Raw genomic sequence first — 26,264 nt, 5'->3', positions numbered from 1 at the left:
GATTCAGCGCTTTCCGGGGGCATATGGCCGGGGGTTCAATTCTGCCGGTCGGAGTTAATAGGTCAATAGAGAGGAACGGCGGTTCCCTGAGCGGTTGAGGAATGCAAGGACATGCTTAACAGGGGAGGGACACAGATGACCAAGCTGGTCGTTGGCATATTCGGACACAAGACGGATGCTTCAATGGCTATTCAGGATCTCCGGGGCAGTGGAATACGAACCAAGAGAATTTCAGTACTCGCCAAGGAAAAAAGCACAGTCAGCGAGCTTAGCCATGGCACCGGCATTGCCAAGCCGAAGGAGGGACCTGGCAGCATCGGATTGTTCGGTACGGTGAAAGGCATCGCAATCGGACTGAATATGCTGCCAGATACGGCGGTTGCAGCGGGGCCGGCGGCGCCAAGGCTTGCTGGCGCGGAGTTCGGAAACGATCCGGGAGAGGATGGAATCACCGTGGGACTGATCGGAATCGGAATTCCGAAAGAAGACGCCGAGGCCTATGAGGAACATGTGGATCTAGGGCATGTGATCGTCATTGTCGCGCTTGAGCCGGAGGAGAACGGAACAGCCAGTGAACTGGACAAGCTGTTCGAGAGTCATCATGCGATCCCTTTGGATTCGGCTTGAGAGAAGGCTTGAGAGAAGCGGTGAACAAGCCAAAACAAGGCTATCTTTTCGGCCCTGACGACCGATGGACAGCCTTGTTCTCATGTTTTTCTCTTTTTTTTATTTGTTTCAACCTCAGTCGTTTGCTTGGCTTTTACGAGGGACAGGAAAGCGAAGAAATCGCTCAAAGCGGTTAGCGCCGCAGCGATGATGGCATAATCTTCTGCGGACAGTTCGTCTTCCAGGGGGCTGTTGTTTTTACTTGCCACCTTCTCTCACCCGCTTTATTAGATCGTATGCTTCAAGATATGTCGGGAAGGGCGGAGACGGAATAGGCGAATGAGACGTTTTCCCAACGCCTTGAGCAGGGTGGTGAATATTGATTATACTTGAACTAACTGACAACCCATTAGGCTAAAGGAGAATAGACAATGATACTGCATAAAGGGGAGATTTTATTCCGGCAGGGCGACAGCTGCCATCATTTATATCAAGTGAAGAGCGGTCTGTTCAAAGTGACAAGGCTGCATGAGAACGGGAATATCGTGCTGTTCAACATTTTGTATCCCGGCGAGACGGTGCCCCATCATTCGCTCATATCGCCCAAGGATGCTCACGGAACGGCTACTGCGCTTATGAGAAGCGAGGTTGAGAGCATTCCGGCATCGGAATGGTACCGCCAATTACGGGAGGAACCCGGCAAGGCGATGGAAATTGCGCTGCTGCTTCAGGAGAAAGTCAGGTTCATGCAGACCCGTCTGGATCACCTTACGGTCGGGACTCCTGCCGAAAGGCTGGAACTGCTGAGCGGCTGGCTCGATGATTATTCGCACGGCGTTCCGCTGACTGAACTGCTTACCCAGGAGGAGATCGGTCAGCTGATCGGGGTCCGCAGAGAGACGGTAAACAGGCTGCTTCGGGGCTAGGTTTGTCCTTTTTTCTGGAAGGACTTGTCAGACGGTTTAGAAAGAGACTTTTTCGTGTTATAATGGTTGCAGAACTAAAAACATAAGAGAAAGGATCAGGATACCATGTGTCCCCGAAGGACGAATTCCCAAAGGACGATTTGGAAACGTTATGATCTATCTTATACTTAGCTTCCCCGTAGAAGGTGTGTAGTCACTAAGACGCCCGACCACCTCTACGAAGGAAGGAACAGGTATGCGAAGGAGTAAGACCTCCGGTTCAACCCGTCGTAGAGGTTGGTGGGACGTTTAGCCGCCAATTACGATAAGGGGAATCGGTATGAGGAATGCAATCCGCGGTGCACGACTGCCGCAAAAATTACTTGTCAATTTGATCGGGACGTTTGTGCTTAGCTTTACTTATTATCATATTAACTACCAGAATCATCTCACTGAAGGCGGGTTTGTAGGCTTGTCGCTCCTCGGCAAGTATGTTCTGGGCCTGTCACCCTCTGTCACCGTGCTGCTGCTTGATGTGCCGGTTCTGCTGATCGCGCTGATGCTCAAAGGAAAAGCTTTTGTCTGCCATACGTTTATTTCCGTTGGATCATTTACCATATTCTATGGACTAATGGAGCGTTACTCTGGCATGACCCTTGATTTCCATGGCAACCTGGCGCTTGCGGCGCTGCTGTCCGGCCTGCTCACAGGAGTTGGCTCGGGACTGGTGCTGCGATGCGGAGGCGCTAGCGGCGGAGACGATATATTATCTCTGCTGATCAGTGAATGGAAGGGAATCAAGGTAGGTACGGTATTTATCATGATGGATATTGCCGTGCTGCTGCTTTCGCTCTTCTACATGCCGCTTAGAGAAACCGTTTATACCGGTATGGCGGTGGTTGTGGCCGGGCAGGTGATCACGTTCACGACCTCTCTCGGCAAGCCGAAACGCGGCAAGAAGCTTCGGGTTCAGCCTGGAGCGAGAGGCCGGCAGGAAGCGACCGCAACCCTTACGGGAAAATTGTAATTCGTGAAGTCAGCCGAAACCGGCTGGCTTTTTTTACGTATATGGATATTGTAAGGATGCAATACTGATGGCTGATAGTATCCGAAAAAAAGGAGGAGACAGCATGCTAAGGAAACTTATCGACAAACTCATTCACTCCGTCGGACACTCAAAATATGAAAGACACAGAGGATCATCCGGCGGCTATCACAAACGGCCGCAATACGGAAGATCCTCAAGCAGCAGACACAGCTACGGCAGCGGACGCGGGCACGGCTACTACAAGAACCGGTACGGAAGCTCCAGCTAATCGCCGGACTGTTGTAAAAGATGCATTGCGTCAACGGCTTGCGCCGCCCTATATGAGGCGGCGCAAGCCGTTTCTGCTTTGGAGGGAGAGCATCTAGATTATGAATCCGAACCCGGGGCAGACGCTGACAAAGCCTGCTCTAATTCCCGGATGAATTCCCCGGAATCCTTATATGGATTTTCTCCCTCCAGAAGTCTTAGCAGGATTTGGCGCATATCCGCCGAAAGCTCCAGCTCATCCGACCAGCTGCGTTCTTCGCCTCCCGGTACCGGTGTGTAACCGGAATACAGCATGAAGAGCATAAGATGCCCGATATCGTGCAAATCGGAGGCGATGACCGCAGGCATCCTCCTAGGCAGCCCGTCCTGATCCAGCCCATGCTCGCTGTCGTCTACCGGACCGTCATGTCCTATCCGGCGGGCCAGCCCGAAGTCGATTAAATATAGTTCCTCTCCCCGGAGAATGACATTCGGAATGCGAAGATCGAGGTGGACAAAGCCCCGCTCATGGACATGCTTCACCCGCTCCATCAATTGCAAGGCAAAGCGCAGCGTGTCTTTTTCTCCGAACAGTACCCCCTGCTCGAAAATCAGCTGCTCCAGCGTAAATCCTTCAATATAGTCGGTAACCAGCCACGCCGAGCCTTGTTCCTCAAAAAAATCCCGGAAGGCGGGGATACAGGGATGCTGCAGCTGCTGCAAAATATCCCGCTCCCGCATAAGCATTTTCTTTCCGACATCCCGTTTGCTCGGCTTTGCCTGTTTGAGGGCGACCTGGCGGTTCTCCTCCGTGTCCAGGCAGCGGTATGCCAGTCCGTAGCTCCCTGTTCCAATCCGGGACAATACTTTGTACCGCTTACCGATCCAATCTCCCTCTTCCCGGGGATAATCCCTCCAGGCGGACAAAAAAGCGCGCAGGCGTGCAAACAATGAATATCCTCCCAACGTTACTTCCGTAATAATGTGATCTTTATGTTCATTATTGCACATTTCCCCGAGTGTACTTCAAGTCTGAAGGATGAGGTGAAATGCGGACGTTAGGTATTCTTTACTGGAAATGGGGCTTGCAAGTTTCAGAAACTGCGGGCAATGTTTAAGCTACTAATAATAAAACTTTAAATCATTTTTTAAGGAGGCGAAAGCTTGGATCTACTTGCAATTCTCAAAGCCGTTATTCTGGGTCTGGTGGAAGGCCTGACCGAATTTGCTCCGGTGTCCTCTACCGGCCACATGATTATTGTCGACGATATGTGGCTGAAATCCCAGGAGTTTCTCGGAAAATACACGGCCAATACGTTCAAAGTCGTCATTCAGCTCGGCTCGATCCTTGCGGTCGTCGTGATCTTCCGAAATCGTTTCATCGATCTGCTCGGACTGAAACGCTTCAGCCGGGGAGCGCTTGAGCCTGTTCCGGACGGCCAACCGTCCCCAAATCCCGGATCAGGCCGTCTAAAGCTAGGACAGGTATTGGCGGGGCTGCTCCCTGCGGGTGTTGCCGGCATGCTGTTCGAGGATTACATTGATGAGTACCTCTTCTCGACGTCAACCGTGCTGATCGGTCTTGTGATTGGTGCCATATTTATGATCTGCGCGGATTTGTTCGCACCAAAGCGTGTGAAGGTGCAGACCGTTGATCAGATTACATACGGGCAGGCGCTTACAGTCGGTCTGATTCAGTGCTTCTCGCTGTGGCCTGGCTTCTCGCGTTCCGGTTCGACGATTTCGGGAGGCGTCCTTCTGGGCATGAGCCACCGCGCCGCTGCCGATTTCACCTTTATTATGGCGGTTCCGATCATGGCGGGCGCAAGCTTCATCTCTCTGCTCAAGAACTGGCAGTATTTTACGCTGGACGCGCTGCCGTTCTTTATTGCCGGATTTATCAGCGCCTTCGTGTTCGCGCTGCTGTCGATGCGGTTCTTCCTGAAGCTGATCAACCGGATCAAATTGCTGCCGTTCGCCATCTACCGAATCGTACTGGCCGCGATCGTCTATATTATTTTCTTTTAACCGGTTATCAGGTATTGCTATAACTGGAGCCTCCATCTTCTATTGCGGGCCGCAAAGTCTTGCCGTAACATAAATGGTGTACTCAATATTCAAGCAACCATTCACCTTAAATAACGGAAACAGGTGCTTACCGGACCGAAATAGGCCGGAGGCTTAAAAGGGAAGCTCGGTGCAAAGCCGACGCGGTCCCGCCACTGTAACGGAAGAGTCTATCAGCATTTATGCCACTGTCAGCCCGGGCTTGACGGGAAGGCCGCTGACGACGATGACGCCTCAGCCAGGAGACCTGCCTGTTTCGACGCACTGCTGTACCTACGGGAGATAGGGAGGTGTAAGATCGCAAACGTAATGAAATACGTAGGCGTCTTTCCCCCTGCGCTTCCGGGGTGAAGGACGCCTTTTTTAGTGGGATTTTGCAGGTTCAGAACATAGAGGAGGAACGAAAGAGATGACAAGGAATGCCATAACAAGCAATCTCGGATATCCGAGAATCGGAGCCAACCGGGAATGGAAAAAAGCGCTGGAAGCCTACTGGGCGGGAAAGATCAATGAGGAGCAGCTTCGGACGGAAATGGATCAGTTTCAGCTCAGCAATCTGCGCAAGCAGCAGGAAGCAGGCATCGACCTGATACCCGTTGGAGATTTCACATATTACGATCATGTGCTGGATACGGCGGTCATGTTCGGCATTGTGCCTCCGCGCTATCGGTATGAAGGCGGGCCTGACGGGCTGGATCTGTATTTTGCCATGGCCCGCGGGAATTCCCGGGCGGCGGCATGCGAAATGACGAAATGGTTCAATACGAACTATCATTATATTGTGCCGGAGATCGGCGATATTCAGCCTGTGCTGACCGAGAACAAACCGCTGGCCGCATACCGGTTCGCCAAATCGCAGGCGGGCATTGACGGCAAGCCTGTCGTCATCGGATTATATACGTTCCTGAAGCTTTCCAAAGGGTTTGCCCTCTCGGAAATCCGCAGCGTGGCGGAGCGGTTCCTGCCGGTCTATGTCCAGCTGCTGCAGGAACTGGAGCAGGAGGGCGCGGCATGGGTCCAAATCGACGAGCCGGCTGTCGTAACCGGACTTCAGGAAGAGGATATTGAACTGCTGGGCCATATTTACGGCGCCCTTCATGCCGCGGTTCCGGGTCTTCGCATCATGCTGCAGACATACTTTGAGTCGGTGCAGCCGCTTGAAGCCCTGCTGAAGCTGCCGGTGCAGGGGCTTGGTCTTGATTTTGTGCACGGCGGCGAAGCCAATCTCGAAGCAATCGAGCGTCTGGGCTGGCCGGAGGACAAGACGCTGGGAGCCGGTGTGATTGACGGGCGAGGCATTTGGCGCTGCGATCCGGAGGAGAAGCTGGCTCTGGCGGAAAGGCTGGAGCGGCTTGTGCCGGAAGGCAAGCTGATTCTGCAGCCGTCATGCAGCCTGCTGCATGTGCCCGTGACGGTGCAGGGCGAGGATCGGCTGAAGCCGGAGGTGCGGAATGCGCTGGCCTTCGCCGACGAGAAGCTGGCAGAGCTTGGGCTACTGAAGCTGGCGCTACTTGAAGGCAGGGAAGCGGCCGGTGCGCAGTGGGCCGGGGCGAAGGCAGCGCTGGATGCTTTCCGCAAGCTGCCGGAGCGAAACCGCGTGGATGTGGCGGAGCTTGAACGCGGTCTGGAGGAGCTGACGGACCGGAGGAACACGGTCTACGCCGAGCGGGCCAAGCGCCAGCAGGACAAGTGGCGGCTGCCGCTGCTGCCGACAACGACGATCGGGAGCTTTCCGCAGACGCCGGAGGTCCGGCAGGCGCGGCTGAAATGGCGCAAGGGCGAGCTGAGCCCGGAACGCTATGATGAATTTATCCGCCGGCAGATCGCGGACTCCATCACGCTTCAAGAGAAGATCGGTCTGGACGTTCTGGTGCATGGCGAGTTCGAACGCACCGATATGGTGGAGTTCTTCGGCGAGAAGCTGGACGGCTTCCTGTTCACCCGGAACGGCTGGGTGCAGTCCTATGGCTCCCGCTGCGTCAAGCCGCCGGTCATTTATGCCGACGTCGCTTTCACCGAGCCGATGACCGTCAAGGAAAGCGTCTATGCGCAATCTTTGACGAAGCTTCCGGTCAAGGGTATGCTCACCGGTCCGGTCACGATTCTGAATTGGTCGTTCGTCCGCGACGATCTGAGCCGGGAGCAGGTGGCCAATCAGATTGCGCTTGCGCTGCGGCAGGAGATACTGGCCCTGGAAAGCGCCGGCGTGGAAATGATCCAGGTAGACGAGCCGGCGGTGCGCGAAGGACTCCCGCTCAAGGAACAGGATCGCAGGCAATATCTGGAATGGGCTGTCAGAGCGTTCCGTATTTCCACAAGCCTCGTTCGCGATACGACGCAAATTCATACGCATATGTGCTATTGCGAATTTGGGGATATGATCGATTCCATCTCCGATATGGATGCGGACGTGATTTCCATCGAGACGTCGCGCAGCCATGGCGAGCTGATTGCGAGCTTTGAGCAAATGGATTATGACAAGGGCATCGGTCTTGGCGTATATGACATCCATAGTCCGCGCGTTCCGTCCGTAGAGGAAATGGAGACCGGCATCGAGCGGGCGCTGCGGGTGCTGCATCCGGAGCAGTTCTGGATCAATCCGGACTGCGGGCTGAAGACGCGGGGCTGGAGCGAGACAGAGGCATCGCTGCGAAATATGGTAGCAGCCGCGGACAATGCCAGAAAGAAGGCGCGGGCGGTCCAGCCGTAACTAGTAAGGGATAAAATAAAGCAGGAAAACACCGGGAATCGTCTCCCGGTGTTTTCTTTTTCAATAGCTTTTTAAAATCCTAAAGACAGGAACAGCAGAGAGCAGCCTGTTACTCTGTTTTCTTCTCAAATGTCTGACAATCCGTTTCTTCGGCGCGGGTCGCTTCCTTCACCTTGTTAAAAGCGACGAAAATCGAATCGGCGTTGCACTTGTTTTCATTTTCCCAGTGGCTACAGGTGTTCACTTCGCACAGCACATCTTTGGCCATGAGCATTTACCTCCCTGTATGAAAATAAGAGTTCTTATTGGTTAGATACCCGCACATTCCCGGATTGCAACAAAAATACTTAAAATTTTAGAAAAACTTCCTCAGCCGAAAAAATACCGCCCCCTGCAACCTTCCAGAGGATGGAATCGTCTAGGAATCAAACGCCAAGGACGAACAGAAAAAAAGGAGGGAGTCATGATAAAGCGGGGATTGCTTACCATTGTAACATTGCTGCTGCTGACCGGTACGCTGATTGGCTGCAGTTCGGGAAGAAGCGCTGATCATGCCGATCAGGATAAACAGTCCTTACATTCCGAAAGCATGGACAGCACAGCAGCCGAGTCCAATTCTTCGAGTGCAGAAGCTCCGATCGCGGCCGGTAACGGAGGATCACCCGCCGGCGCGCAAGTGAAAGGAATGAAATTCGGAAATCAGACAAGTACCGATTCCGCGAACCGTACCGGCAATGCCTCTCCCGGAGGATTCACATCAGGTGATGTAGCGGACGGTCTTAACAAAAAGCTGATCTACCACGCCAATCTCAACATGGAAGTCGAAAATTATGAGAAAGCACAGACCGAGGTGCGCAATTGGGTCAATCTCTCCCGGGGCTATATTATCGGATTCAACGAGACCGTGTCCGATTCCGAGCATGGCGGCACTTTTGTCGTGAAGGTGCCGGCTTCCGGGTTCTCCTCCTTCATGGACAATCTGGAGAAAATCAAGCATGTGTCGCTTCAGCGCAGCATTGAGGGCCAAGACGTTACGGAAGAGTATGTTGATCTTGAAGCGCGTCTTAAGGCGAAACAAATGCTGGAAGCCCAATACACCGAGTTTATGAAAAAGGCTGCCAAAGCCTCCGACCTGGTGGCTTTCGCCAATGAGCTTGGACAGATTCAGGAGAGCATCGAGCAGATCAAGGGCAGAATGCGCTACATCGACCAGAACGTGCTGTACTCTACAGTGGAGCTTCGAGTGTACCAGACGGATGAGAGCTCCGCCAATCAGCGCTTGGAAGAACGCCGGTCGCTGTTTGGCAAAGCGGCGGACGCGCTGCGCGGAACACTGAATGCCATGTCCACGGCATTCCAGTGGCTCTTTATCTTCCTGGCCGGAGCGCTTCCGCTGCTGATCGGCGCCGCATTCATTGCGGCTGTGCTGTTATGGCTTGGACGATCCAGAAGGAACCGCCGCGATAAGGCTTCGCTGCTAATCGGGGAAGCGAACCGGCAGAGGGAGGAGGAACGGGCAGCCTCCGATGCAGCCGGATCTGATCCGGGAAACCGTGAAGAAAAGTCCGGTGATGAGGCACAGCCGCCAGATTCGATGGACCGCCAATAACGCCAAAAATCCTCCAGACCGGCAGAAGCGCGGTTTGGAGGATTTTTAATAGTTATTCAAACAATACCCGGTATTCGCTGTATCCTTCTTTTTCCAGGTCTTCCTTAGGGACGAAACGCAGTGCGGCGGAGTTGATACAGTACCGCAAGCCGCTGGGCCCCGGCCCGTCGTTGAAGACATGACCGAGATGTGAGTCGGCTTCCCGGCTTCGCACTTCCGTGCGGATCATCAGATGGCTGAGATCGGTTTTCTCCTTCACCGTGTAGTCGCGGAGGGGCCGGGTGAAGCTCGGCCAGCCGCAGCCGGAGTCATATTTGTCCCTTGAACTGAAGAGCGGCTCTCCGGACACGATGTCCACATAAAGACCATCCCCGTGATGATCCCAGAATTCATTCTGAAAGGGACGTTCTGTGGCACTGTTTTGTGTAACTTCATACTGCAGCGGGGTGAGCCGCTCCTTCAGGCTTTGCTTGTCTTCTTTATGCGACCAGTGGCGTTCGATATAAGCTTCCCGGCCCGAGGCCTTGCGGTAGCGCTTGTAATGTCCCGGATTTTTCCGGTGGTAGCCCTGATGGTATTCCTCCGCCGGGTAAAAGACGCCCGCCGGCTCAATTGGCGTTACAACTGGTCCGGAGAAGCGGCCGCTTTGCTGGATTGCAAGCTTGGATGCCTCGGCCTCCTTACGCTGCTCCTCGTTGTGATAGAAAATCGCCGTCCGGTAGGAGGAGCCGCGGTCGTGAAACTGCCCGCCTGCATCCGTCGGATCGATCTGCTGCCAGAACAGCTCAAGCAGCTTGCTGTATGGAAAAATTGAAGGATCAAACGTGATTTGCACCGCTTCGGCATGTCCTGTCGTTTCGGAGCATACTTCTTCATAGGTCGGATTGACGGTATGGCCGCCGGTATAGCCGGAGACGACATCGATAATGCCGGGCAGCTCCTCGAACGGGGAGACCATGCACCAGAAGCAGCCGCCTGCAAAAGTCGCTTTTTCCGTCCGGTTACCTGTAGGGTTAGTCTGTATGTCACTCATGATTGTCCCTCCACTCGTATAAGCAATTAAATAGCTTGCAATTTAATTATAAACGATGAAAATGACGAATGCCAGTGTACCCGGGGCAGGCGGCTTACACGGACAAGCCTTTTAGGCCTGTCCCCCTTGTCCCTTGCTTCGGGGCTTTCCGGGCCTTAGCACGGCCCAAAAAGTCAGCAGCGCCGCAATGTACAGCGCCGCGGCCAGTGCAGCGGTTCCGGGATGCTGCCTGGCTTGTCCGCCGAGGAAGGCGAACAGGGCAATCCCCGGAATTTTTCCAAGGGCCGTCGCCAGGATAAAGCTCCGGAAGGGCAGCCCCGCCGCTCCGGCATAGGCGTTGACCGCCGCCTGCGGAACGATCGGCAGCAGGCGGGCCGCCGCGACGGAAGCGAAGGGCCGCTGCTGAACGGCTGCCGTAAATTTATCAAGCGCCGGAATGGAAGCCAAGTAGCGGCGGGTTCGCTCCCGGAACAGCCATTTGACGCCGCCGAACATCAGCGCCGCTGCCGCCGTTGTCGCCAGCCAGCACATCGCTCCGCCGGCCAGGCTACCGTAGACATAGCCGAACAGTCCGATCACGGCTTTGTACGGAATTGCCGGAAATAAGGCCAGCACCGTCGCGGCAAGAAAGGAGAGAAGCGCGTGGTCGTCTTTTCCGAGCCAATCCAGAATGGTATATCTGTAGATAAACGCGGTGGCCATCCCCGAAACATAGAGCAGCGCCACTGTCCATTTTCTCATCTTAATATGTCCTTTCTCTTTCATCTTCACCCATCATACTGAAAAAAATCGATGAATAGAAGAAAGCTCATTTGTCGAATCCTTTCCGCAGGGTATAATAGCATAATGAGATCAAGCGGCATCATCTATTGGGAGGGCAGAATATTGAAGGAAACCGCAGAAATAAACATAGCCATGATTGGAATCGGCAATATCGCCCGCAAGGTATACTTGCCCCTGCTTTCGCAATCGACGCGAGTACGGATCGCCGGGATTCTCAGCTCTTCGGTCTCCACAGTGGAGAGCACGGTAAGCGCCTACCGGCTGCCTCGGGGCACATGCAGCCTGGATGAGCTGCTTAGCTGGGATCTGGACGCGGTATTTGTACACGCCCCCACCCCGAGCCATTATGAAATCGTAACGAAATGTCTTGAGCGGGGACTCGCGGTCTATGTCGACAAGCCGCTGTCCTATCGTCTGGAGGAGTCGGTCCGGATGGCCGAGCTGGCCGAGAGCAAAGGACTACTGCTTGGCGTCGGCTTCAATCGCCGCTTTGCACCGCTTTATGCCGAGGCCAAGTCGTGGCTGGATGAAGCCGGAGGCGTCATCCACTGCAGCGCGGTCAAGCACCGGACGAAGCGGCAGAAGCTGACCAGCCGGGAAACCGTTCATGACGACCTGATCCACATGCTCGATCTGCTCCTGTGGCTGTGCGGGAACGATTATGAGCTGCTGCGCGGCTCTCTGCACAGCGATCTTGAAGGCCGGCTGGTACAGGCTTCGGGCATGCTCGGCTGGAACGGCGGAGCTTCCGGCATGTACAGTATGGTGCGGGACGCCGGCGCCGATCTGGAGAAGCTGGAGCTGCACGGACATGGAAGATCGGCGGAGATCGCGGACATGGAGCGCGCCGTTTTTTATGACCGGAATGGGGTGCCATCGGTACGCGGCTTCGGAAGCTGGGACACAATTCTAGAGCGCAGAGGCTTTAGCGGCGTCGTTGACCATTTTCTCGATCATATTCATAAACCGGCCGAATGCGGCATATCCGCATTGTCCGTACTCCCGGTACACAGGCTGGCGGCGCAGCTTGCGGATGGAACAGACTAACAGGAGAGGGGGAGTGAGAATGGATGAATACCGCAAGTCGGTGGAAGACCGCATTGTAGATAGCTATAAGCGCGACGAAGAGATGATGATTCTCGTATTCGCCCAGTGGTGCGTCAATAACGGCCTTGACCCCGAAGCCCTCTATTTGCAGGCGTATCCGCAGCAGCAGGGCAATGAACAGCTTGCGAGAGCGATTGCGCTGACCGTCCCCGTGGACGAGTCCGGTTTTATCTCGGATGATACGGTGCTTGGCGTACTTTCGCTGTACGGTAACGACGATCTGGCCTTTGTCATTACCGAGGCGATTGCGGCAAGAGGGAATGCCGAAAAATAAACTTTTTTTGACAAACCGTGTTCAGTAAGGACAAAATGTGTTAAAATTATATATACTAACTTAACGTAAGTTTCCATTAGCGAGAGGTGATAACAATGGAAGAACATCATTTGACGATGTGCCCCCGGTTTGAAACGGCCTTTTCTTTTTTGGGCAAACGGTGGAACGGCCTGATAATCCAGACTTTGATGAGCGGACCGAAGCGGTTCAAAGATATATCGAGCCTTATTCCTTTGATGAGCGATAAAATGCTGTCGGAACGGATGAAGGATCTGGAGGGCGAAGGCATTCTGGTGCGCAATGTCTACCCCGAGACGCCGGTACGGATCGAATACGAGCTGACGGAAAAAGGCCGCGCCCTGCAGCCTGTCATGCAGCAGATTCAGCACTGGGCGGAAAATTGGGTGAAGTAAAGCTGGGGATAGCAGCAAGCAGAAAACTGACGTCGAATCTTTCGACGCCAGTTTTCTTTTTTCCTATATAAGATTTTGCAATTTAAACGAGAATACCTTTTTCGCTTTTTAATTTGAATATCTCTTCAACCGCTTTTTTATAACCGCCCGCCTGTTTAAAAGAATCGCTGATCTTCTTAATATTCTCAGCATAGCTTGGATCGTCTAACACCTTTTCCACAGAATCTCTTAATAGTTCAGGAGTAATTGTGTCCTTGTCAAGGGAAATGGCCGCCCCGAGCTCTGCGGATCTTCCTGCCATATAAGGCTGGTCTGCTCCTATAGGTAATGCTACAAAAGGCACTTCATTATATAGTAAGTCACTGGTACTGTTCATGCCTGCATGTGTGATCGCCACATCGGTAACCTTTAAAATCTCCGATTGAGGCACAAAATTTCTTACGATGAAATGATCGGGTATTGCAAATTCAGATAAATCTACATTGTATGCCGTCATGACCACAACAGCATCCGTGTCGGCAAACGTTTTAAGGAAAAGTTCATACAGCTTGATGTCTCTGTTAAATACCGTGCCCAATGAGATATAGATAACTTTTTTACCCTTTAATTGTTCAAACGGAAAATCCAAATTCTCTTGCCGGTCGTAGATTGGCGGTCCGATAAATTTAAAGCTGTCGTCATAATACTCCGGGTGGGAGACAAAATATTTGGATGTATAGGCAATATTGATATCGCCCTTATTAAAAAATAAACTCATCGGGTTATCCGGCATCTCCACCTTATAGACATCTTTCAATTGTTTTGAAACTTTTTTGAAGGTATCCATAACGGGATGGTTGTTCATTAACTCTTCATTCATTAATTCTTTGTGCCCAGCTTTAAGTTCCTGCGGCGTAGCAAATACGGCAAAAGATGAAACCGAAGGGATTTTCAAGATTTGAGCAAAGACATTTCCAAACGGATACATCGCCGTATACAGGATATAATCAAAATGTTTATCCTTAATTTGATCTAAGACATCTTCAATTATTTTATCGCTTGACTTGAGCGCTTCATTAATATTGTTAAGTAAACGCTCGATTCCCATGTTTTGCGGTGTATTATCTTTTCGGTTACCAAGGATCGTGTCTACTCGATAGCTCTTAAATTCAGCACCGGTCTTTTCGATTTTTTCTTTAAATTCTTCTGTACAAAAATAAGTGACTTCCTCACCTTGATTGATTAATTCATTTACGAGTCCGAGTGTCGGGTTAACATGACCATGAGCCGGAATACTTAAAAAAAGCGCCTTTGACATCTCTTCACACCCTCGCCTGTATATTTGAAAGACTTAATAGCTTTTCAATGGCTTCAGCGGCTTTTTTAGCCCCGCCGGCTTCCTGGATGTTCTTCTGCATGTCATACACACGCTGCTGTAACTGCTCATCCTCTGAAACTTCTTGTACCGATTTCTGCAACACTTGAGCGGTTACTTCATCCGGCAGAAAATGCTGTCCCAGTCCCAATTCCGTTACGCGGCGGGCGGTGATTTCCTGCTCGAACATCTGCGGGATGACAACCAGGGGTACTCCGCAGCTCAACGCTTCCATCGTGCTGTTCATGCCTCCATGCGTGATAAACAACCGGGCTTGAGGGAGAACTTCAAGCTGCGGGACCTGCTGGCGGACAATAAAGTTATCTGGAATGTCGCCCAAGCTTTCCGGACTGATCTTATTTCCAGTGGACATGACGACCTGCCAACCGGAGTTGCGAAAAGCTTCGATGCACATTTTATAAAATTCCGGCCATGGGTTGAAAATCGTACCTAGTGAAATGAGCATGACAGGGCGGTCATTGTTCTCACCCAACGGCAGGCTTTCTTCATAGCTGCGCTTGCCAATAGACGGTCCAACAAAAAGGAAGCGTTCGTCAAATAAATCGCCTTGAAGCTGAAAAGCCCGGGGCATAAAGGTAATATTCAATTTTTCCGGAGCGAATAACTCCATAAAGGATACCCCCGTAATCCCTTCCTTCTCCGAAAAAGCCTTAATCTTTGACGCCAATTCAATCTTAATCTCGTCAGAAATATCATGTAACGTCGATACATTCTCATTATTCGCATAGGAAGAATACAGCCGTACCGCATCTATGCCGTGCTTTGCCGCGAACAGTTTTCCGCCGAGCGCCATAAAATCAAACAGAATTAAACCCGGAAGATCATCGGCATACATCTGCTCCAATTGATAATAAGTGGATATCGCTTCTTCAATGAATTTCATAGGAAGATTTTCTGAATGGTTGCTTATGACTTCATTGATTTCTTTGATATGACTTAGTTGATCTAATAGATCCGTTGTGCTCGAATGATAGGGAAGAACCGAAGCCCCCGTTTCCTCAACAACCGATACAAATTTTTCTGTTGCCGGATAAGTCACTTTATAGCCTCTTTGAACGAGCTCTGATACAACGGCTAGAGTTGGGTTAACATGGCCGAAAGCAGGAATATTAATCATTGCAATATGAGTTTTCTTCACTTTAATCAACTCCATTTACATTAGATTTGTACCATGAGATGGAATAAATTATAGTATATGTAAAAATAGAGTTCTACTTTAATCGAGATTTTAACGACGAAAATAGACAAAAGAGGTGAAAGTGTTGCATCAGACAAAAGAATGGATTTTTGAGGCGTTGCTGTTATTATTGGAGACTACACCCTACGATCAGATTAAAATTACCAGTATTACAAAAAAAGCAGGAGTCGCCAGACAGACCTTCTATAGGAATTATAAAAGTAAAGACGACATCATTATCCAATATTTGGATGAACTATTTAAAGAGCGCCTAACCATAATAAAAAAATGGAAGGGCACTAATCAGAATGATGTTCTAACTGATTTCCTTTTTGCGCATTTGAAGAAACATCGTGAACCTTTACTAAAAATCATCAAGGCTGTACCTGATTATTTTATATTTGAACGATTTGAGGGATTTATAAAATATTTAGTAAATCTGTATAATAAAGAACATACGACTACAGACAAATTAAATGAATTACATTTAAAATATTCAATAAAGTATCAAATTGCAGGGGGATTTATGATCTTAATAGACTGGCTCATGAACGATATGCCATTGTCTTTTGAAGAGATGAGAACAATCATGAGTGAATGTGGAAAGTCATTTATTGAACAAGGCATTTACGTGCCTGATATTTTGTACAGCTTTGCGGATCAATTGGAGAGCTTGTGACAGACCAAAGCGTTCAAAAAAGCGATTTTCATCCCCTGAAAATAAATTGCACAACAACCACAAAGACGTACTATAATAGAAAAAACGAATGTCTCTATCATGCTGGAAGCGCTTACTATAATATTGGATCAAGTTAACCTTTTAGTAACTGTAACGTAATGGTCAGTTCTTTCGGGTCCCTGTACATTCCTGATCATTCATTTCTTAAACAAATTCCCCCGCATAACGGGAAATATCGGGAGGCGAGCAAGATGAAGACCACTCTGTTCTCGCGGGAAGTCGGTTACGGAAAAGAGGATGTGGCTGAGCTCGAAACGGCGTCCGTCAAAGTGCAGCTTATTTACGACAAGACACTGTTCATGCTTCACAACCATCTCCCTGCCTCATTGTGGAACGCTGCTTTCGGAGTGCCCTACAGCATTATTTCTTCCCTGTATAAAGGAAACGGCGACGGCGGAACGGTATTTCAGAAATGGATTCAGGGGCCTTCGGGCTGGAAGTGTATCGGCTGCGAAAGACACTGTCTGGAGCAAGGCGAGACGACGCGTGAGGAGAAACTGCCGGATCAGCCGCGCACGTACACTTTTCACAATGGCCGAAGACAGAGCCTGATTCTGCAGGCCGTGATCTGGGGACTGTTTGAAAAAACGCTGATGCTCCATCCTTTTTTGGGCGGGGAACCCTTTCTGGATGACGGTGATCTGGAGACGATTACAGCCTATTTTGTGCCGACTTATGTTAATGATGCCCGTTTCCGGGAAATGTCAAAACCATGTAAAGCCTACACGGACACCAATGTCCGCGTCTATCAGGAATGGATCGCGGCTCCTGACCTTGTGCTTCAATGGGATGGCGGGTTGACGGAGGGAAGATGGATGACCGGGGTGTATGTCAATCAGGCCAAATTTGCCGGACTCGGTCCCTACCTGAAGGATGCGGCGGGCAAACGAACCTATATGGAAGCTTATGTGCAGTAAGGCTGTTCAACAATATTTTCGAATTGACGTGATTCAAATCACGCGGAGGCTCTCCCTCGGGGGTTATTGTAGAAGCAGATCAATAAGTAACCCCTAAGGAGGAGTCACGATGAGCGTCAAACAACCTTTATTTAATAGCGATACATTGGTAAAAGAAATCGTCCTGCAGTTCCCGAAAGCGGCGGATTATTTCAAAGCAAGCAAAATCGATTTCTGCTGCGGCGGCGCAAAACCGCTTCGGGAGGCAGTAATTGAGCGCGGTCTTGAAGCGGACGCCGTCATCGGCGATTTGTACAAGCTGCTGGAGCAGTACCCGGTGCTTGAAGGGGATACTGCTTGGAACGGAGCCAAGTCCGAAGAGCTGATCGCCCACATTGTGGATAAGCATCACCGCTTTCTGAGAGAAGAGCTGCCGCTGATCGGCCAGAACGTCACGAAGGTCTATCGTGTACACGGCGGGGATTCCCCGCATTTGGAAGAAGTCTACCGCCTGTTCAACCAGCTGAAAGATGAGCTACTCGAGCATACGGCGAAGGAAGAAGAGCAGGATTTCCCGAGTATTCTTGCCTATGAGCAGGATGGAAACGAAGAGTCCCTGTCCGCGCTGCGCCGGTCTCTCCACGATTTAGAGGAAGAGCATGACGCCGCGGGCAGCATTCTCAAACAGCTTCGCGCCGTTACCGGCGATTTTACCCCACCCGAGTATGCCTGCACGACTTACCGTCTGACCTATGCGCGGCTGGAAGAACTGGAAGGCATGACATTCGAGCATGTTCATCTGGAGAACAACATTTTGTTCCCAAGATATCAAGCTTAGTTTCAGCATCGAAAAGCTGCCGATTTTCCTGGAGTATTCTTGGAGAATCGGCTATTTCTCGTGTGTCAAGAGGGTAAATAACAATATTTGTTACAAATTGATGTGAAAACATTCACTATTGGAGTGACTGTGGTCACCCGCCTAGTTAAAATTTAAACAGTATAATTCCGTTATAAAGCACTAGAGTTGATTACGAAAGCTTTTGAGGGAGGACCTGACAATGACATCGAATCGAGAAAAATTAGTATTGATCGGCAACGGCATGGCAGGCGTGGGCACCATTGAACAGATTTTGAAGCTGGGCGGCAATTATGACATTACCGTCTTCGGCAGCGAGCCATATCCCAACTATAACCGCATTATGCTGTCTTACGTCCTCGAAGGAAGCAAAAATGTAGACGATATTATCCTGAACGACTGGAACTGGTACAAGGAGAACGGCATTACGCTGCATACTGGAACCGCAGTAACCCGCATTGACGGAGAATCGCGGAAGGTTATCGCGGAGAACGGTTTGACAGCCGATTACGATAAAGTCATTATCGCCACCGGGTCAAATTCGTTCATTCTGCCGATTCCCGGCAGCGGCAAGGAAGGCGTCGTCGGCTTCCGCGACATTGCCGACTGCGAAGCGATGCTGCAAGCTGCGAAGGAGTACAACAAAGCGGCCGTTATCGGCGGCGGACTGCTTGGACTTGAGGCGGCCAAAGGGCTTGTGAACCTGGGAATGGACGTAACCGTCGTCCACCTGATGGAGGATCTGATGGAGCGGCAGCTGGATCATACCGCCGCTTCGATGCTGAAAGCGGAACTGGAACGCCAGGGCGTCAAGTTCGCCATGGGCAAACAGACGGTTGAGCTGACCGGCGAAGAGCGGGTGAGCGGTCTGCGCTTTAGCGACGGCACGGAGCTTGAAGCGCAGTTCGTAGTCATGGCGGTCGGTATTAAGCCGAATGTGGATGTAGCGAAGGCGAGCGGAATTGAAGTGAACCGGGGCATCGTAGTGGACGACTATCTGCAAACTTCGCTTGAAAATGTGTATTCCGTGGGCGAATGCGCTGAGCATCGAGGCGCCTGCTACGGTCTGGTAGCTCCGCTGTTCGAACAGGGAAATGTGCTCGCGAAGCATTTGTCCGGCGCGGAAACAAAGCCGTATGAAGGCTCAGTCGTCTCGACCAAGCTGAAAATTTCCGGCGTGGACGTTTTTTCTGCCGGGGAATTCATCGACACGCCGGAGCACACCGTTATCTCCGCCAAAGATGACTGGAAGAGAACCTACAAGAAAATTTTGCTGAAGGACAACATGATTGTCGGTGCTGTTCTGTTCGGCGATGTGACGGAATCCGCCAACCTGCAAAAGCTGGTGAAGCAGGGCTCGGAGATGACAGACGACATTTATGCAGACGTCATGGGTACCGGCTGCTGCGGCGGAGGTGGGGCCAAGAAGACGGCATCCGTCGAAAGCATGCCGGGCGAAGAAATCGTCTGCGGCTGTAACGGCGTGACCAAGAAGGCAATTGTTGACGCGATTCAGGACAACGGCTTTACGACCGTGGATGAGATTAAAGCCTGCACCGGCGCCACACGGTCATGCGGCGGCTGCAAGCCGGTCGTGGAACAAATTCTTCAATATGTGCTTGGCGACGGCTTCGAGCAGAGCGCGAAGACCGGCATCTGCGGCTGCACAACGCTCAGCCGGGATGAAATTGTGGCCGAAATTCGGGCCAAAGGGCTTACGACGACCAAAGAGGTCATGAACGTCCTCGGCTGGAAGCAGGAAGAAGGCTGTTCGAAATGCCGTCCTGCGGTCAACTATTATCTGGGCATGATCTACCCGGATATGCATGAAGACGAGAAGGAATCGCGTTTTGTCAATGAGCGGATGAGCGCCAACATCCAGAAGGACGGCACTTTCACTGTTGTTCCTCGCATGTATGGCGGAGTAACGACGCCGGAAGATCTGAAGAGAATCGCCGATGTCTCCATTAAATATGATGTCAAGGTTGTCAAAGTAACCGGCGGCCAGCGTCTGGATCTGATCGGCGTCAAGAAAGAGGATGTGCCCAAGGTTTGGGAAGAGCTGGATATGCCTTCCGGCTATGCTTACGCCAAATCGCTGCGTACGGTCAAGACCTGTGTCGGATCGCAGTTCTGCCGCTTCGGTACCCAGGATTCGATGGGCGTTGGGGCGATGCTGGAGCGGAAGTACGAGCGTCTGGATTTCCCCGCCAAATTCAAGATGGCTGTCAACGGCTGTCCGCGGAACTGCGCGGAATCGTGCACGAAGGACATCGGCATCGTCGGCAACGACGGCGGCTGGGAAGTGTTCATCGGCGGCAACGGCGGCATCAAGCCGCGGATCGCGGATTCCTTCTGCAAAGTGAAGACGGACGAAGAGCTGGTCGAAATCTGCTCCGCTGTTATGCAGTATTACCGCGAAACCGGCAATTACCAGGAAAGAACGTCCGAATGGGTGGAACGCCTCGGGTTGGACCAGATCAAATCTGCTATTCTGGACAACGAGGAAGAACGCAAAGCACTGGCGCAGCGTATCGATTTTGCCTTGAGCCAGGTAAATGATCCATGGAAAAAAATGCTGAACGACGACTCTACACGCAGCGCGCTGTTTGAAAAGGCGGAAATCCGTTAAGCCAATTCGGTCAAAAGGAGAGAGAGCGATGGAAGCAGCAAGACAAACCTATGCCGCAGGCAAGGTACAGGACTATCTGAAACAAATTGGCCGCGTCGTTGTTATCGAAGGCAAAGAGCTGGCCGTGTTCCGCACTTCCGGTGACGAGTTCTATGCGCTGGAGAACCGCAATCCGCATCCAAAGGGAGGCCCTCTGGCCGAAGGCATCGTCTCGGGACACTATCTGTACGACCCCCTGTATGACTGGAAAATCGACCTTCGCACCGGCGAAGTTCAGGCGCCCGACAAGGGGCAAGCGACGGTTTATCCGGTTCATATCGACGGAGACACCATATTTATCGGGATTTAGGACTTACAATGAGATAACGACGGGGGTTAGAGAGATGTTTACGCAAAGTGTGGAAACGATTGTTGAAGCGGCGGTAGCCAAACGCGACAAAATGAACGAAAGTTTGCCCAGGTACGCATTGGCCGCGCTGCTGGCGGGGGCTTATGTGGGAATCGGCATTATTCTAATCTTTACATTGGGGGCGCCGCTGGCCGCGGCCAAGTCGCCCTTCCAGCCCCTCGTTATGGGCTCCACCTTCGGCATCGCGCTGACGCTGGTAATCTTTGCGGGCTCGGAGCTGTTTACCGGAAATAACATGTTCTTTACCGCCAGCACCCTGGCCGGGCGGACAAGTCTGTGGGATACCGCCAAGAACTGGGTGGTTGTCTTCCTGGGTAATCTGGCTGGCGCGCTGCTGCTCGCCTGGCTGGTTCAGGAAGCGGGGCTGTTCAAGGCTGCCGGACCCGATCATCTGATCTTTGCAGCGGCGGCCAAGAAGATGAGCCTGCCATTCTCCGAGCTGTTCTTCCGAGGCATTCTCTGTAACTGGCTCGTCTGTCTGGCGATCTGGATGTCGTCGCGTGCGAAGAGCGAAGGCGCCAAGCTTGTGCTGATCTGGTGGTGTCTGCTTGCCTTTATCGCGAGCGGCTATGAACACAGTGTAGCCAACATGACGCTGATGAGCGTGGCGCTGCTGCTGCCGAACCATCCGGAGACCGTTACCCTGGCCGGTTGGCTGCATAATATGATTCCGGTCACGCTGGGCAACATCATCGGCGGCGGGATCTTCGTAGGTATGGCTTATTGGGTCATTTCGCCCGTAAGAGGCGCAGTTAAGTCCAAGTAAATCGTCTGTTTTTTCTACTCATAAATCGCTGTACGCAGCAGAGGCTGCCGCTTAATGTCCTGTCCGGGCTTTGAGCGGTGGTCTTTTTTATATTCGAAACAATAGACAAGGGGTAATCCGGGCATAAAAAAAGCGTCCGATACCGGACGCCTGCGGCCATGAACAATATAAGACCGAATTATAATAAACATGTATGTTTCACTGAGGTGTAAAGAGGGTAAAGAGTTGAAGTGTTAGTGCTAGATTCGGCAAATCTCGTTCGGACACAGCTCGCAGTGGCAGATTTCCTGTAGCATTTCAATGTCTTTAATAACAATCATGCCGTTCTCGTATTCTACGGCGTCTTTTTTGCGCAGATCGCTAAGCATGCGGTTAACGCTCTCGCGAGTTGCGCCGATCATGTTGGACAGGTCGGTGTGCGTAATCTTTTTGTTGATCAGAATGGCTTCGCCGTTCTTCTCGCCGTACGTGTTGCTCAGACGGATCAGCGTGGAGCAGAGGGCGCCGGGCTTGCCGTACATCATCAGATCGCGGAATTTGGTCTGCGTCAGACGGTGATGGATACCCATCCACTTCATAAAATCAATCGCGAAATCGCAATGCTGGCAAATCAGAATTTCCAGATCCTTGTGCTCGATCACGCCGACTTCACTTTCCTCGATCACTTCGGCGGTGAAGCTGTGCTTCGTGCTGAAGAACGGATCGGCTTGACCGACCATATCGCCTGCCTGATACATATAAAGAATGAGTTCTTTTCCTTCATCCGTGGATTTGGTCAGCTTGACGCGTCCGCGTTTGATGTAAAACAGCTTATCCGAGTAGTCGCCTTCCCAGAATAAATGGGAGCCTTCAGGAACCAGACGTTCTTTCATCGTTACCAGCAGTCTGTTAAAGTTTTGTTCGGAGAAACAGTTTGTATTGCCATGGGCTTCGATGACATTGGTGTGTTCTTTCATAATCGACATCCCCTTTATTCCCTCAGTTTTTCAGTAAATTTTAAATTAATTATACAATGAAATTCCTCAATATGGGTGAAAGATTTGCGCAAAAAAGTGTCTAATTTTCAACATTGTGATTATTTTCACTTCAAAAGCATGATTTTAAGTGTGATTTCTAATATTTATTTCCAATTGAAGTTGTATGACGTGGTCACTGACTACGGCAAATAGCTTTTTTTACTATAAATGATGGTTGAGTCTTAGGCAAGCGAGAAACTCGATTTGGAAACAACTTTCATAGGCGGGCAGGACAAAGGTTTCTTATAGAGGATTGGGTTCGGGAGTTTCGGAGCCGATCTTGCTCAGCGGGAACTTGCGGGAAGAGAGCAGTGGGCCGGGAAGCAGGAAATTATGGTAGTACATGCGTTAACTTCGGCCATACGGAAACGGGTGAATAGAGCGTCTGCTTTTTATCTCAAAATCCGTTCTATTATGAAGTTCCAGGAATCCGGATCATGTCGTTTATCGGCACGAGCATATTTCGCTTTCTTCTATATGAACGATTTATTGAGCATTTTCTCGGGGAGCATCCCGGATCGGCGCTTGTCGGTGCTTTTGTTGCCGTTCATGGAGTTAGACGAATTCTTTATTTAAAATTAGGAATAATAGCATGGAAAGATATTTGAACCTGCGTTTCTTGGGTAATCGGTAATTGATCGCATTGAATTCTTCTATTGATCGGCCAGAATCAACGGTTTCCTGAGCATATATAAGAAGGGGGAGTAGGTAGGACGTCCCTGAAAATAACCCAAAATGTAAGCGCTTTGAAAAGCGCGCAAAAAAATTTTATACTTTGTGAAAGATTTCACTATACAAGTCGCATTTGATGTGATATTATCGAGGTGTAGAGAAGAACAACACACAAATTGACAGGAGGACGAGGGAAATGGCAGTTAAGAATGAAGTAGCCGCCCAAGTGCAACAACCAACCGCTGAAGAATATATTCAGACTCTGGTGGATAAAGCGAAGAAAGCTCAAGAAGCATTCATGGCTCTCGATCAGGAACAAGTTGACAAAATCGTTCATGCAATGGCGCTGGCCGGTTTGGACAAACACATGTACCTGGCAAAATTGGCTGTTGAAGAAACAGGCCGTGGTGTTTATGAAGACAAAATCACGAAAAACATTTTCGCAACGGAATATATCTGGCACGGAATCAAGTATGACAAAACAGTAGGCGTAATTGAAGATAATGTTTACGACAGCTACCAAAAGATTGCTGAGCCGGTCGGCGTCGTAATGGGTATCACTCCGGTAACCAACCCAACATCCACCACGATGTTTAAAGCGTTGATTTCCATTAAGACGCGTAATCCTATTATATTCGGTTTCCATCCATCCGCGCAAGCTTGTAGTGCCGCAGCAGCAAAAATTTTGCATGACGCAGCAGTAAAAGCAGGCGCTCCTGAGAACTGCATCCAATGGATCGAGCAACCGACCATGGACAAAACCAACGCATTGATGAACAACGACGGCGTGGCTCTGATCCTGGCAACAGGCGGATCCGCAATGGTTAAAGCGGCATACAGCTGCGGTAAACCGGCTCTGGGCGTAGGCCCTGGTAACGTGCCTGCCTTCATTGAGAAGAGCGCTAATATCGATCAAGCGGTTAATGACATCATTCTTTCCAAAACTTTTGACAACGGCATGATCTGCGCATCCGAGCAAGCTATCATTATTGAAGAGCCGATTTTCGACCAAGTGAAGAAGAAATTGATCGCTAATGGCTGTTACTTTGTTAACAAAGAAGAAGCAGCTAAACTGACCAACGGCGCAATGAACGTGGAAAAATGCGCGGTTAACCCGGTAATCGTCGGTCAATCCGCAGTGAAAATCGCCGAAATGTGCGGAATTCAAGTTCCTGCAGGCACCAAAATCCTGATCGCCGAACTGGAAGGCGTAGGTACCAAATACCCGCTGTCCGCTGAAAAACTGAGCCCGGTTCTGGCTTGCTATAAAGTTAAGAATGCCGATCAAGGTATCGAACGTGCGGCGCAAGTTGTTGAGTTTGGCGGTATGGGCCACAGCTCGGCCATCCACTCCAACAACGAAGAAGTAATCATGAAGTTCTCGAACCGTCTGCAAACCGGACGTATTCTCGTCAATTCGCCTTCGACTCATGGCGCAATCGGCGACATCTATAACACGAACATCCCTTCGCTGACTCTGGGATGCGGATCGTACGGACGTAACTCGGTATCCCAAAACGTTACTGCCATTAACTTGATCAACGTGAAAAGGGTGAATCGTCGTATCGTGAATATGCAATGGTTTAAATTACCGGAAAAGATCTACTTCGAAAAAGGCGCTACGCAATACCTGGCTAAAATGCCTGACATCACTCGTGTCGCAATCATTACTGACCCGATGATGGTTAAGCTTGGCTACGTGGAAAGAGTTGAGCACTACCTGCGTCAACGCCAAACTCCTGTAGCAATCGAAGTGTTCTCGGAAGTTGAACCGGATCCATCGACAACTACGGTTGAAAAAGGTACGGCCATGATGAACAGATTCCAGCCGGACTGCATCATCGCCCTTGGCGGCGGTTCCTCCATGGATGCTGCAAAAGGAATGTGGCTGTTCTACGAACATCCGGATGCTGACTTTGATGGTCTGAAACAAAAATTCCTGGACATCCGCAAACGGGTCTACAAATTCCCGAAACTGGGCATCAAAGCGAAATTTGTTGCCATCCCTACAACTTCGGGTACAGGTTCGGAAGTAACCTCCTTCGCGGTTATTACCGACAAAACAATTACTCCAAATGTTAAGTATCCGCTGGCTGATTATGAGCTTACTCCTGACGTAGCCATTATCGATCCGGAATTCGTATACAGCTTGCCTAGAACAGCTGTTGCCGATACGGGTATGGACGTGCTGACACATGCGATCGAAGCCTATGTGTCCATCCTGGCAAGCGACTACTCCGACGGTCTTGCTATCAAAGCTATTCAGTTGGTGTTCCAATATCTGGAGAAATCCGCACTGCAAGCCGACAAGCTTGCCCGCGAGAAAATGCACAATGCATCGACGCTGGCCGGTATGGCCTTTGCCAACGCATTCCTGGGCATCAACCACAGCTTGGCGCACAAATGGGGCGGTCAATACCACACACCTCATGGACGCACTAACGCTATCCTGTTGCCGCACGTTATCCGCTACAATGCGAAGAAACCTTCGAAGTTCGCTTCGTTCCCGAAATATTCGCACTTTGTGGCTGACGAGCGCTACGCTGAAATCGCCCGTATTCTGGGACTGCCGGCTCGCACTACCGAAGAAGGTATCAACAGCCTGATCAACGCCATTCGCGAGCTGAACAAAAAACTGGGTATCGAAGATTCCTTCCAGCAACTGGGCATTGATCCGAAGGATTTCGAAGCCAATGTAGACTACCTGGCCGATAAAGCCTTCGAAGACCAGTGCACAACTGCCAATCCGAAGCTGCCGCTGGTAAGTGAACTTGCCGACGTATACCGCAACGCTTTCTATGGCAAATTCGACAACTAATCTCTAAGTAATATTATGTCTTTCCAGCCTTAAATATATATAGAAACTTTATTTTGAAAGCAGTAAGATCTGGGACATGAATTGGAGTGACAAATATCACCAAAAAG

General features: G+C 50.8%; 25 protein-coding genes and 1 riboswitch. Of the genes, 17 read left to right on the top strand and 8 right to left on the bottom strand.

The genetic code is table 11. From position 1 onward, the window contains the following. Nucleotides 1-135 precede the first annotated feature (135 nt). Nucleotides 136-627, top strand: coding sequence for a general stress protein (locus PSAB_RS16945; RefSeq protein WP_025335783.1), 492 nt, complete (start codon nucleotides 136-138; stop codon nucleotides 625-627). An 80-nt stretch (nucleotides 628-707) separates the two neighbouring features. Here the strand turns inward: PSAB_RS16945 and PSAB_RS25985 are convergent, their stop codons facing one another. Next, a complete protein-coding gene (locus PSAB_RS25985) occupies nucleotides 708-875 on the bottom strand; it encodes a hypothetical protein (protein WP_193373901.1) in 168 nt (55 codons plus the stop codon). Between the two features lie 162 nt (nucleotides 876-1,037). Between PSAB_RS25985 and PSAB_RS16940 the strand changes: the two genes are divergently transcribed. The 3 genes from PSAB_RS16940 (at nucleotide 1,038) to PSAB_RS16930 (ending at nucleotide 2,827) form a co-directional block, all read left to right on the top strand. Then, complete coding sequence (locus PSAB_RS16940) at nucleotides 1,038-1,532, top strand: Crp/Fnr family transcriptional regulator (RefSeq protein WP_025335782.1); 495 nt, start codon at nucleotides 1,038-1,040, stop codon at nucleotides 1,530-1,532. Between the two features lie 319 nt (nucleotides 1,533-1,851). Further along, nucleotides 1,852-2,538 carry a YitT family protein gene (locus PSAB_RS16935; RefSeq protein ID WP_025335781.1) on the top strand — a complete coding sequence of 229 codons (687 nt, stop codon included), beginning with the start codon at nucleotides 1,852-1,854 and terminating at the stop codon, nucleotides 2,536-2,538. A 103-nt stretch (nucleotides 2,539-2,641) separates the two neighbouring features. Next, complete coding sequence (locus tag PSAB_RS16930) at nucleotides 2,642-2,827, top strand: hypothetical protein (protein ID WP_025335780.1); 186 nt, start codon at nucleotides 2,642-2,644, stop codon at nucleotides 2,825-2,827. A gap of 98 nt (nucleotides 2,828-2,925) precedes the next feature. On the opposite strand, the gene PSAB_RS16925 is transcribed toward PSAB_RS16930, so the two are convergent. Beyond that, entirely contained in the window at nucleotides 2,926-3,756 is an 831-nt protein-coding gene (locus PSAB_RS16925) for a serine/threonine protein kinase (RefSeq protein ID WP_025335779.1), read from the bottom strand. A 213-nt stretch (nucleotides 3,757-3,969) separates the two neighbouring features. Here PSAB_RS16925 and PSAB_RS16920 point away from each other — a divergent pair, with 213 nt between their 5' ends. Further along, entirely contained in the window at nucleotides 3,970-4,833 is an 864-nt protein-coding gene (locus PSAB_RS16920) for an undecaprenyl-diphosphate phosphatase (RefSeq protein WP_025335778.1), read from the top strand. A gap of 104 nt (nucleotides 4,834-4,937) precedes the next feature. After that, nucleotides 4,938-5,141, top strand: a riboswitch (cobalamin riboswitch). Nucleotides 5,142-5,281: 140 nt separating this feature from the next. Continuing rightward, nucleotides 5,282-7,582, top strand: coding sequence for a 5-methyltetrahydropteroyltriglutamate--homocysteine S-methyltransferase (gene metE, locus PSAB_RS16915; protein ID WP_025335777.1), 2,301 nt, complete (start codon nucleotides 5,282-5,284; stop codon nucleotides 7,580-7,582). 109 nt (nucleotides 7,583-7,691) lie between these two features. On the opposite strand, the gene PSAB_RS25155 is transcribed toward metE, so the two are convergent. Next, on the bottom strand, nucleotides 7,692-7,850 hold the full coding sequence (locus PSAB_RS25155; RefSeq protein ID WP_084266549.1) for a DUF1540 domain-containing protein: 159 nt from the start codon (nucleotides 7,848-7,850) through the stop codon (nucleotides 7,692-7,694). A gap of 195 nt (nucleotides 7,851-8,045) precedes the next feature. Here PSAB_RS25155 and PSAB_RS16910 point away from each other — a divergent pair, with 195 nt between their 5' ends. Next, nucleotides 8,046-9,191, top strand: a complete 1,146-nt coding sequence (locus PSAB_RS16910) for a DUF4349 domain-containing protein (RefSeq protein WP_025335776.1) — start codon at nucleotides 8,046-8,048, stop codon at nucleotides 9,189-9,191. Between the two features lie 52 nt (nucleotides 9,192-9,243). Here PSAB_RS16910 and msrA read toward each other — a convergent pair whose 3' ends face one another. Then, nucleotides 9,244-10,224, bottom strand: coding sequence for a peptide-methionine (S)-S-oxide reductase MsrA (gene msrA / locus PSAB_RS16905; protein ID WP_144240530.1), 981 nt, complete (start codon nucleotides 10,222-10,224; stop codon nucleotides 9,244-9,246). Between the two features lie 111 nt (nucleotides 10,225-10,335). Further along, nucleotides 10,336-10,965 (bottom strand): TVP38/TMEM64 family protein, encoded by a 630-nt coding sequence (locus tag PSAB_RS16900; protein ID WP_025335774.1) that lies wholly within the window; start codon nucleotides 10,963-10,965, stop codon nucleotides 10,336-10,338. A 144-nt stretch (nucleotides 10,966-11,109) separates the two neighbouring features. Between PSAB_RS16900 and PSAB_RS16895 the strand changes: the two genes are divergently transcribed. The 3 genes from PSAB_RS16895 to PSAB_RS16885 all read left to right on the top strand — a co-directional run bounded on the left by PSAB_RS16895 (nucleotide 11,110) and on the right by PSAB_RS16885 (nucleotide 12,801). Beyond that, nucleotides 11,110-12,054, top strand: coding sequence for a Gfo/Idh/MocA family protein (locus PSAB_RS16895; RefSeq protein ID WP_025335773.1), 945 nt, complete (start codon nucleotides 11,110-11,112; stop codon nucleotides 12,052-12,054). Between the two features lie 19 nt (nucleotides 12,055-12,073). Further along, a complete protein-coding gene (locus tag PSAB_RS16890) occupies nucleotides 12,074-12,388 on the top strand; it encodes a hypothetical protein (protein ID WP_025335772.1) in 315 nt (104 codons plus the stop codon). A gap of 95 nt (nucleotides 12,389-12,483) precedes the next feature. Beyond that, nucleotides 12,484-12,801: a winged helix-turn-helix transcriptional regulator gene (locus tag PSAB_RS16885; RefSeq protein WP_025335771.1), complete on the top strand. Its 318-nt coding sequence runs from the start codon at nucleotides 12,484-12,486 to the stop codon at nucleotides 12,799-12,801. An 82-nt stretch (nucleotides 12,802-12,883) separates the two neighbouring features. Here the strand turns inward: PSAB_RS16885 and PSAB_RS16880 are convergent, their stop codons facing one another. Then, nucleotides 12,884-14,098: a macrolide family glycosyltransferase gene (locus PSAB_RS16880; RefSeq protein WP_025335770.1), complete on the bottom strand. Its 1,215-nt coding sequence runs from the start codon at nucleotides 14,096-14,098 to the stop codon at nucleotides 12,884-12,886. Between the two features lie 4 nt (nucleotides 14,099-14,102). After that, complete coding sequence (locus PSAB_RS16875) at nucleotides 14,103-15,314, bottom strand: macrolide family glycosyltransferase (protein ID WP_025335769.1); 1,212 nt, start codon at nucleotides 15,312-15,314, stop codon at nucleotides 14,103-14,105. Between the two features lie 124 nt (nucleotides 15,315-15,438). Between PSAB_RS16875 and PSAB_RS16870 the strand changes: the two genes are divergently transcribed. From PSAB_RS16870 to PSAB_RS16845, 6 genes are all read left to right on the top strand, one after another. Then, a complete protein-coding gene (locus PSAB_RS16870; RefSeq protein ID WP_025335768.1) occupies nucleotides 15,439-16,032 on the top strand; it encodes a TetR/AcrR family transcriptional regulator in 594 nt (197 codons plus the stop codon). A gap of 251 nt (nucleotides 16,033-16,283) precedes the next feature. Beyond that, nucleotides 16,284-17,009: a hypothetical protein gene (locus PSAB_RS16865; protein ID WP_025335767.1), complete on the top strand. Its 726-nt coding sequence runs from the start codon at nucleotides 16,284-16,286 to the stop codon at nucleotides 17,007-17,009. Between the two features lie 109 nt (nucleotides 17,010-17,118). Continuing rightward, nucleotides 17,119-17,826 carry an iron-sulfur cluster repair di-iron protein gene (ric, locus tag PSAB_RS16860; protein ID WP_025335766.1) on the top strand — a complete coding sequence of 236 codons (708 nt, stop codon included), beginning with the start codon at nucleotides 17,119-17,121 and terminating at the stop codon, nucleotides 17,824-17,826. Nucleotides 17,827-18,046: 220 nt separating this feature from the next. Continuing rightward, nucleotides 18,047-20,476 carry a nitrite reductase large subunit NirB gene (gene nirB / locus PSAB_RS16855; protein WP_025335765.1) on the top strand — a complete coding sequence of 810 codons (2,430 nt, stop codon included), beginning with the start codon at nucleotides 18,047-18,049 and terminating at the stop codon, nucleotides 20,474-20,476. A 28-nt stretch (nucleotides 20,477-20,504) separates the two neighbouring features. Beyond that, a complete protein-coding gene (gene nirD / locus PSAB_RS16850; protein WP_025335764.1) occupies nucleotides 20,505-20,825 on the top strand; it encodes a nitrite reductase small subunit NirD in 321 nt (106 codons plus the stop codon). A gap of 34 nt (nucleotides 20,826-20,859) precedes the next feature. Beyond that, on the top strand, nucleotides 20,860-21,651 hold the full coding sequence (locus PSAB_RS16845) for a formate/nitrite transporter family protein (protein WP_025335763.1): 792 nt from the start codon (nucleotides 20,860-20,862) through the stop codon (nucleotides 21,649-21,651). Between the two features lie 239 nt (nucleotides 21,652-21,890). Here the strand turns inward: PSAB_RS16845 and PSAB_RS16840 are convergent, their stop codons facing one another. Continuing rightward, nucleotides 21,891-22,607 (bottom strand): Crp/Fnr family transcriptional regulator, encoded by a 717-nt coding sequence (locus PSAB_RS16840; RefSeq protein ID WP_025335762.1) that lies wholly within the window; start codon nucleotides 22,605-22,607, stop codon nucleotides 21,891-21,893. A gap of 928 nt (nucleotides 22,608-23,535) precedes the next feature. On the opposite strand from PSAB_RS16840, the gene adhE reads away from it, so the two are divergent. Beyond that, the gene (gene adhE / locus PSAB_RS16830) at nucleotides 23,536-26,157 is read left to right on the top strand and encodes a bifunctional acetaldehyde-CoA/alcohol dehydrogenase (RefSeq protein WP_025335760.1); all 2,622 of its coding nucleotides are present in this window, start codon (nucleotides 23,536-23,538) and stop codon (nucleotides 26,155-26,157) included. Nucleotides 26,158-26,264: the final 107 nt, after the last annotated feature.

Origin of the sequence: Paenibacillus sabinae T27, assembly GCF_000612505.1 — a bacterium.
Lineage (GTDB): Bacteria > Bacillota > Bacilli > Paenibacillales > Paenibacillaceae > Paenibacillus_AQ > Paenibacillus_AQ sabinae.
Note: the sequence above shows the minus strand (reverse complement) of the source record. Positions and strands in the feature narration are given on the sequence as shown.

What these genes read in the sequence shown, in the direction of transcription:
- PSAB_RS16945 (WP_025335783.1), top strand. Translation starts at nt 136, where the DNA reads ATGACCAAGCTGGTCGTTGGCATATTCGGACACAAGACGGATGCTTCA.
- PSAB_RS16940 (WP_025335782.1), top strand. Translation starts at nt 1,038, where the DNA reads ATGATACTGCATAAAGGGGAGATTTTATTCCGGCAGGGCGACAGCTGC.
- PSAB_RS16935 (WP_025335781.1), top strand. Translation starts at nt 1,852, where the DNA reads ATGAGGAATGCAATCCGCGGTGCACGACTGCCGCAAAAATTACTTGTC.
- PSAB_RS16930 (WP_025335780.1), top strand. Translation starts at nt 2,642, where the DNA reads ATGCTAAGGAAACTTATCGACAAACTCATTCACTCCGTCGGACACTCA.
- metE (WP_025335777.1), top strand. Translation starts at nt 5,282, where the DNA reads ATGACAAGGAATGCCATAACAAGCAATCTCGGATATCCGAGAATCGGA.
- PSAB_RS25155 (WP_084266549.1), bottom strand. Translation starts at nt 7,850, where the DNA reads ATGGCCAAAGATGTGCTGTGCGAAGTGAACACCTGTAGCCACTGGGAA.
- PSAB_RS16910 (WP_025335776.1), top strand. Translation starts at nt 8,046, where the DNA reads ATGATAAAGCGGGGATTGCTTACCATTGTAACATTGCTGCTGCTGACC.
- msrA (WP_144240530.1), bottom strand. Translation starts at nt 10,224, where the DNA reads ATGAGTGACATACAGACTAACCCTACAGGTAACCGGACGGAAAAAGCG.
- PSAB_RS16900 (WP_025335774.1), bottom strand. Translation starts at nt 10,965, where the DNA reads ATGAGAAAATGGACAGTGGCGCTGCTCTATGTTTCGGGGATGGCCACC.
- PSAB_RS16890 (WP_025335772.1), top strand. Translation starts at nt 12,074, where the DNA reads ATGGATGAATACCGCAAGTCGGTGGAAGACCGCATTGTAGATAGCTAT.
- PSAB_RS16885 (WP_025335771.1), top strand. Translation starts at nt 12,484, where the DNA reads ATGGAAGAACATCATTTGACGATGTGCCCCCGGTTTGAAACGGCCTTT.
- PSAB_RS16880 (WP_025335770.1), bottom strand. Translation starts at nt 14,098, where the DNA reads ATGTCAAAGGCGCTTTTTTTAAGTATTCCGGCTCATGGTCATGTTAAC.
- PSAB_RS16865 (WP_025335767.1), top strand. Translation starts at nt 16,284, where the DNA reads ATGAAGACCACTCTGTTCTCGCGGGAAGTCGGTTACGGAAAAGAGGAT.
- ric (WP_025335766.1), top strand. Translation starts at nt 17,119, where the DNA reads ATGAGCGTCAAACAACCTTTATTTAATAGCGATACATTGGTAAAAGAA.
- nirB (WP_025335765.1), top strand. Translation starts at nt 18,047, where the DNA reads ATGACATCGAATCGAGAAAAATTAGTATTGATCGGCAACGGCATGGCA.
- nirD (WP_025335764.1), top strand. Translation starts at nt 20,505, where the DNA reads ATGGAAGCAGCAAGACAAACCTATGCCGCAGGCAAGGTACAGGACTAT.
- PSAB_RS16845 (WP_025335763.1), top strand. Translation starts at nt 20,860, where the DNA reads ATGTTTACGCAAAGTGTGGAAACGATTGTTGAAGCGGCGGTAGCCAAA.
- PSAB_RS16840 (WP_025335762.1), bottom strand. Translation starts at nt 22,607, where the DNA reads ATGAAAGAACACACCAATGTCATCGAAGCCCATGGCAATACAAACTGT.
- adhE (WP_025335760.1), top strand. Translation starts at nt 23,536, where the DNA reads ATGGCAGTTAAGAATGAAGTAGCCGCCCAAGTGCAACAACCAACCGCT.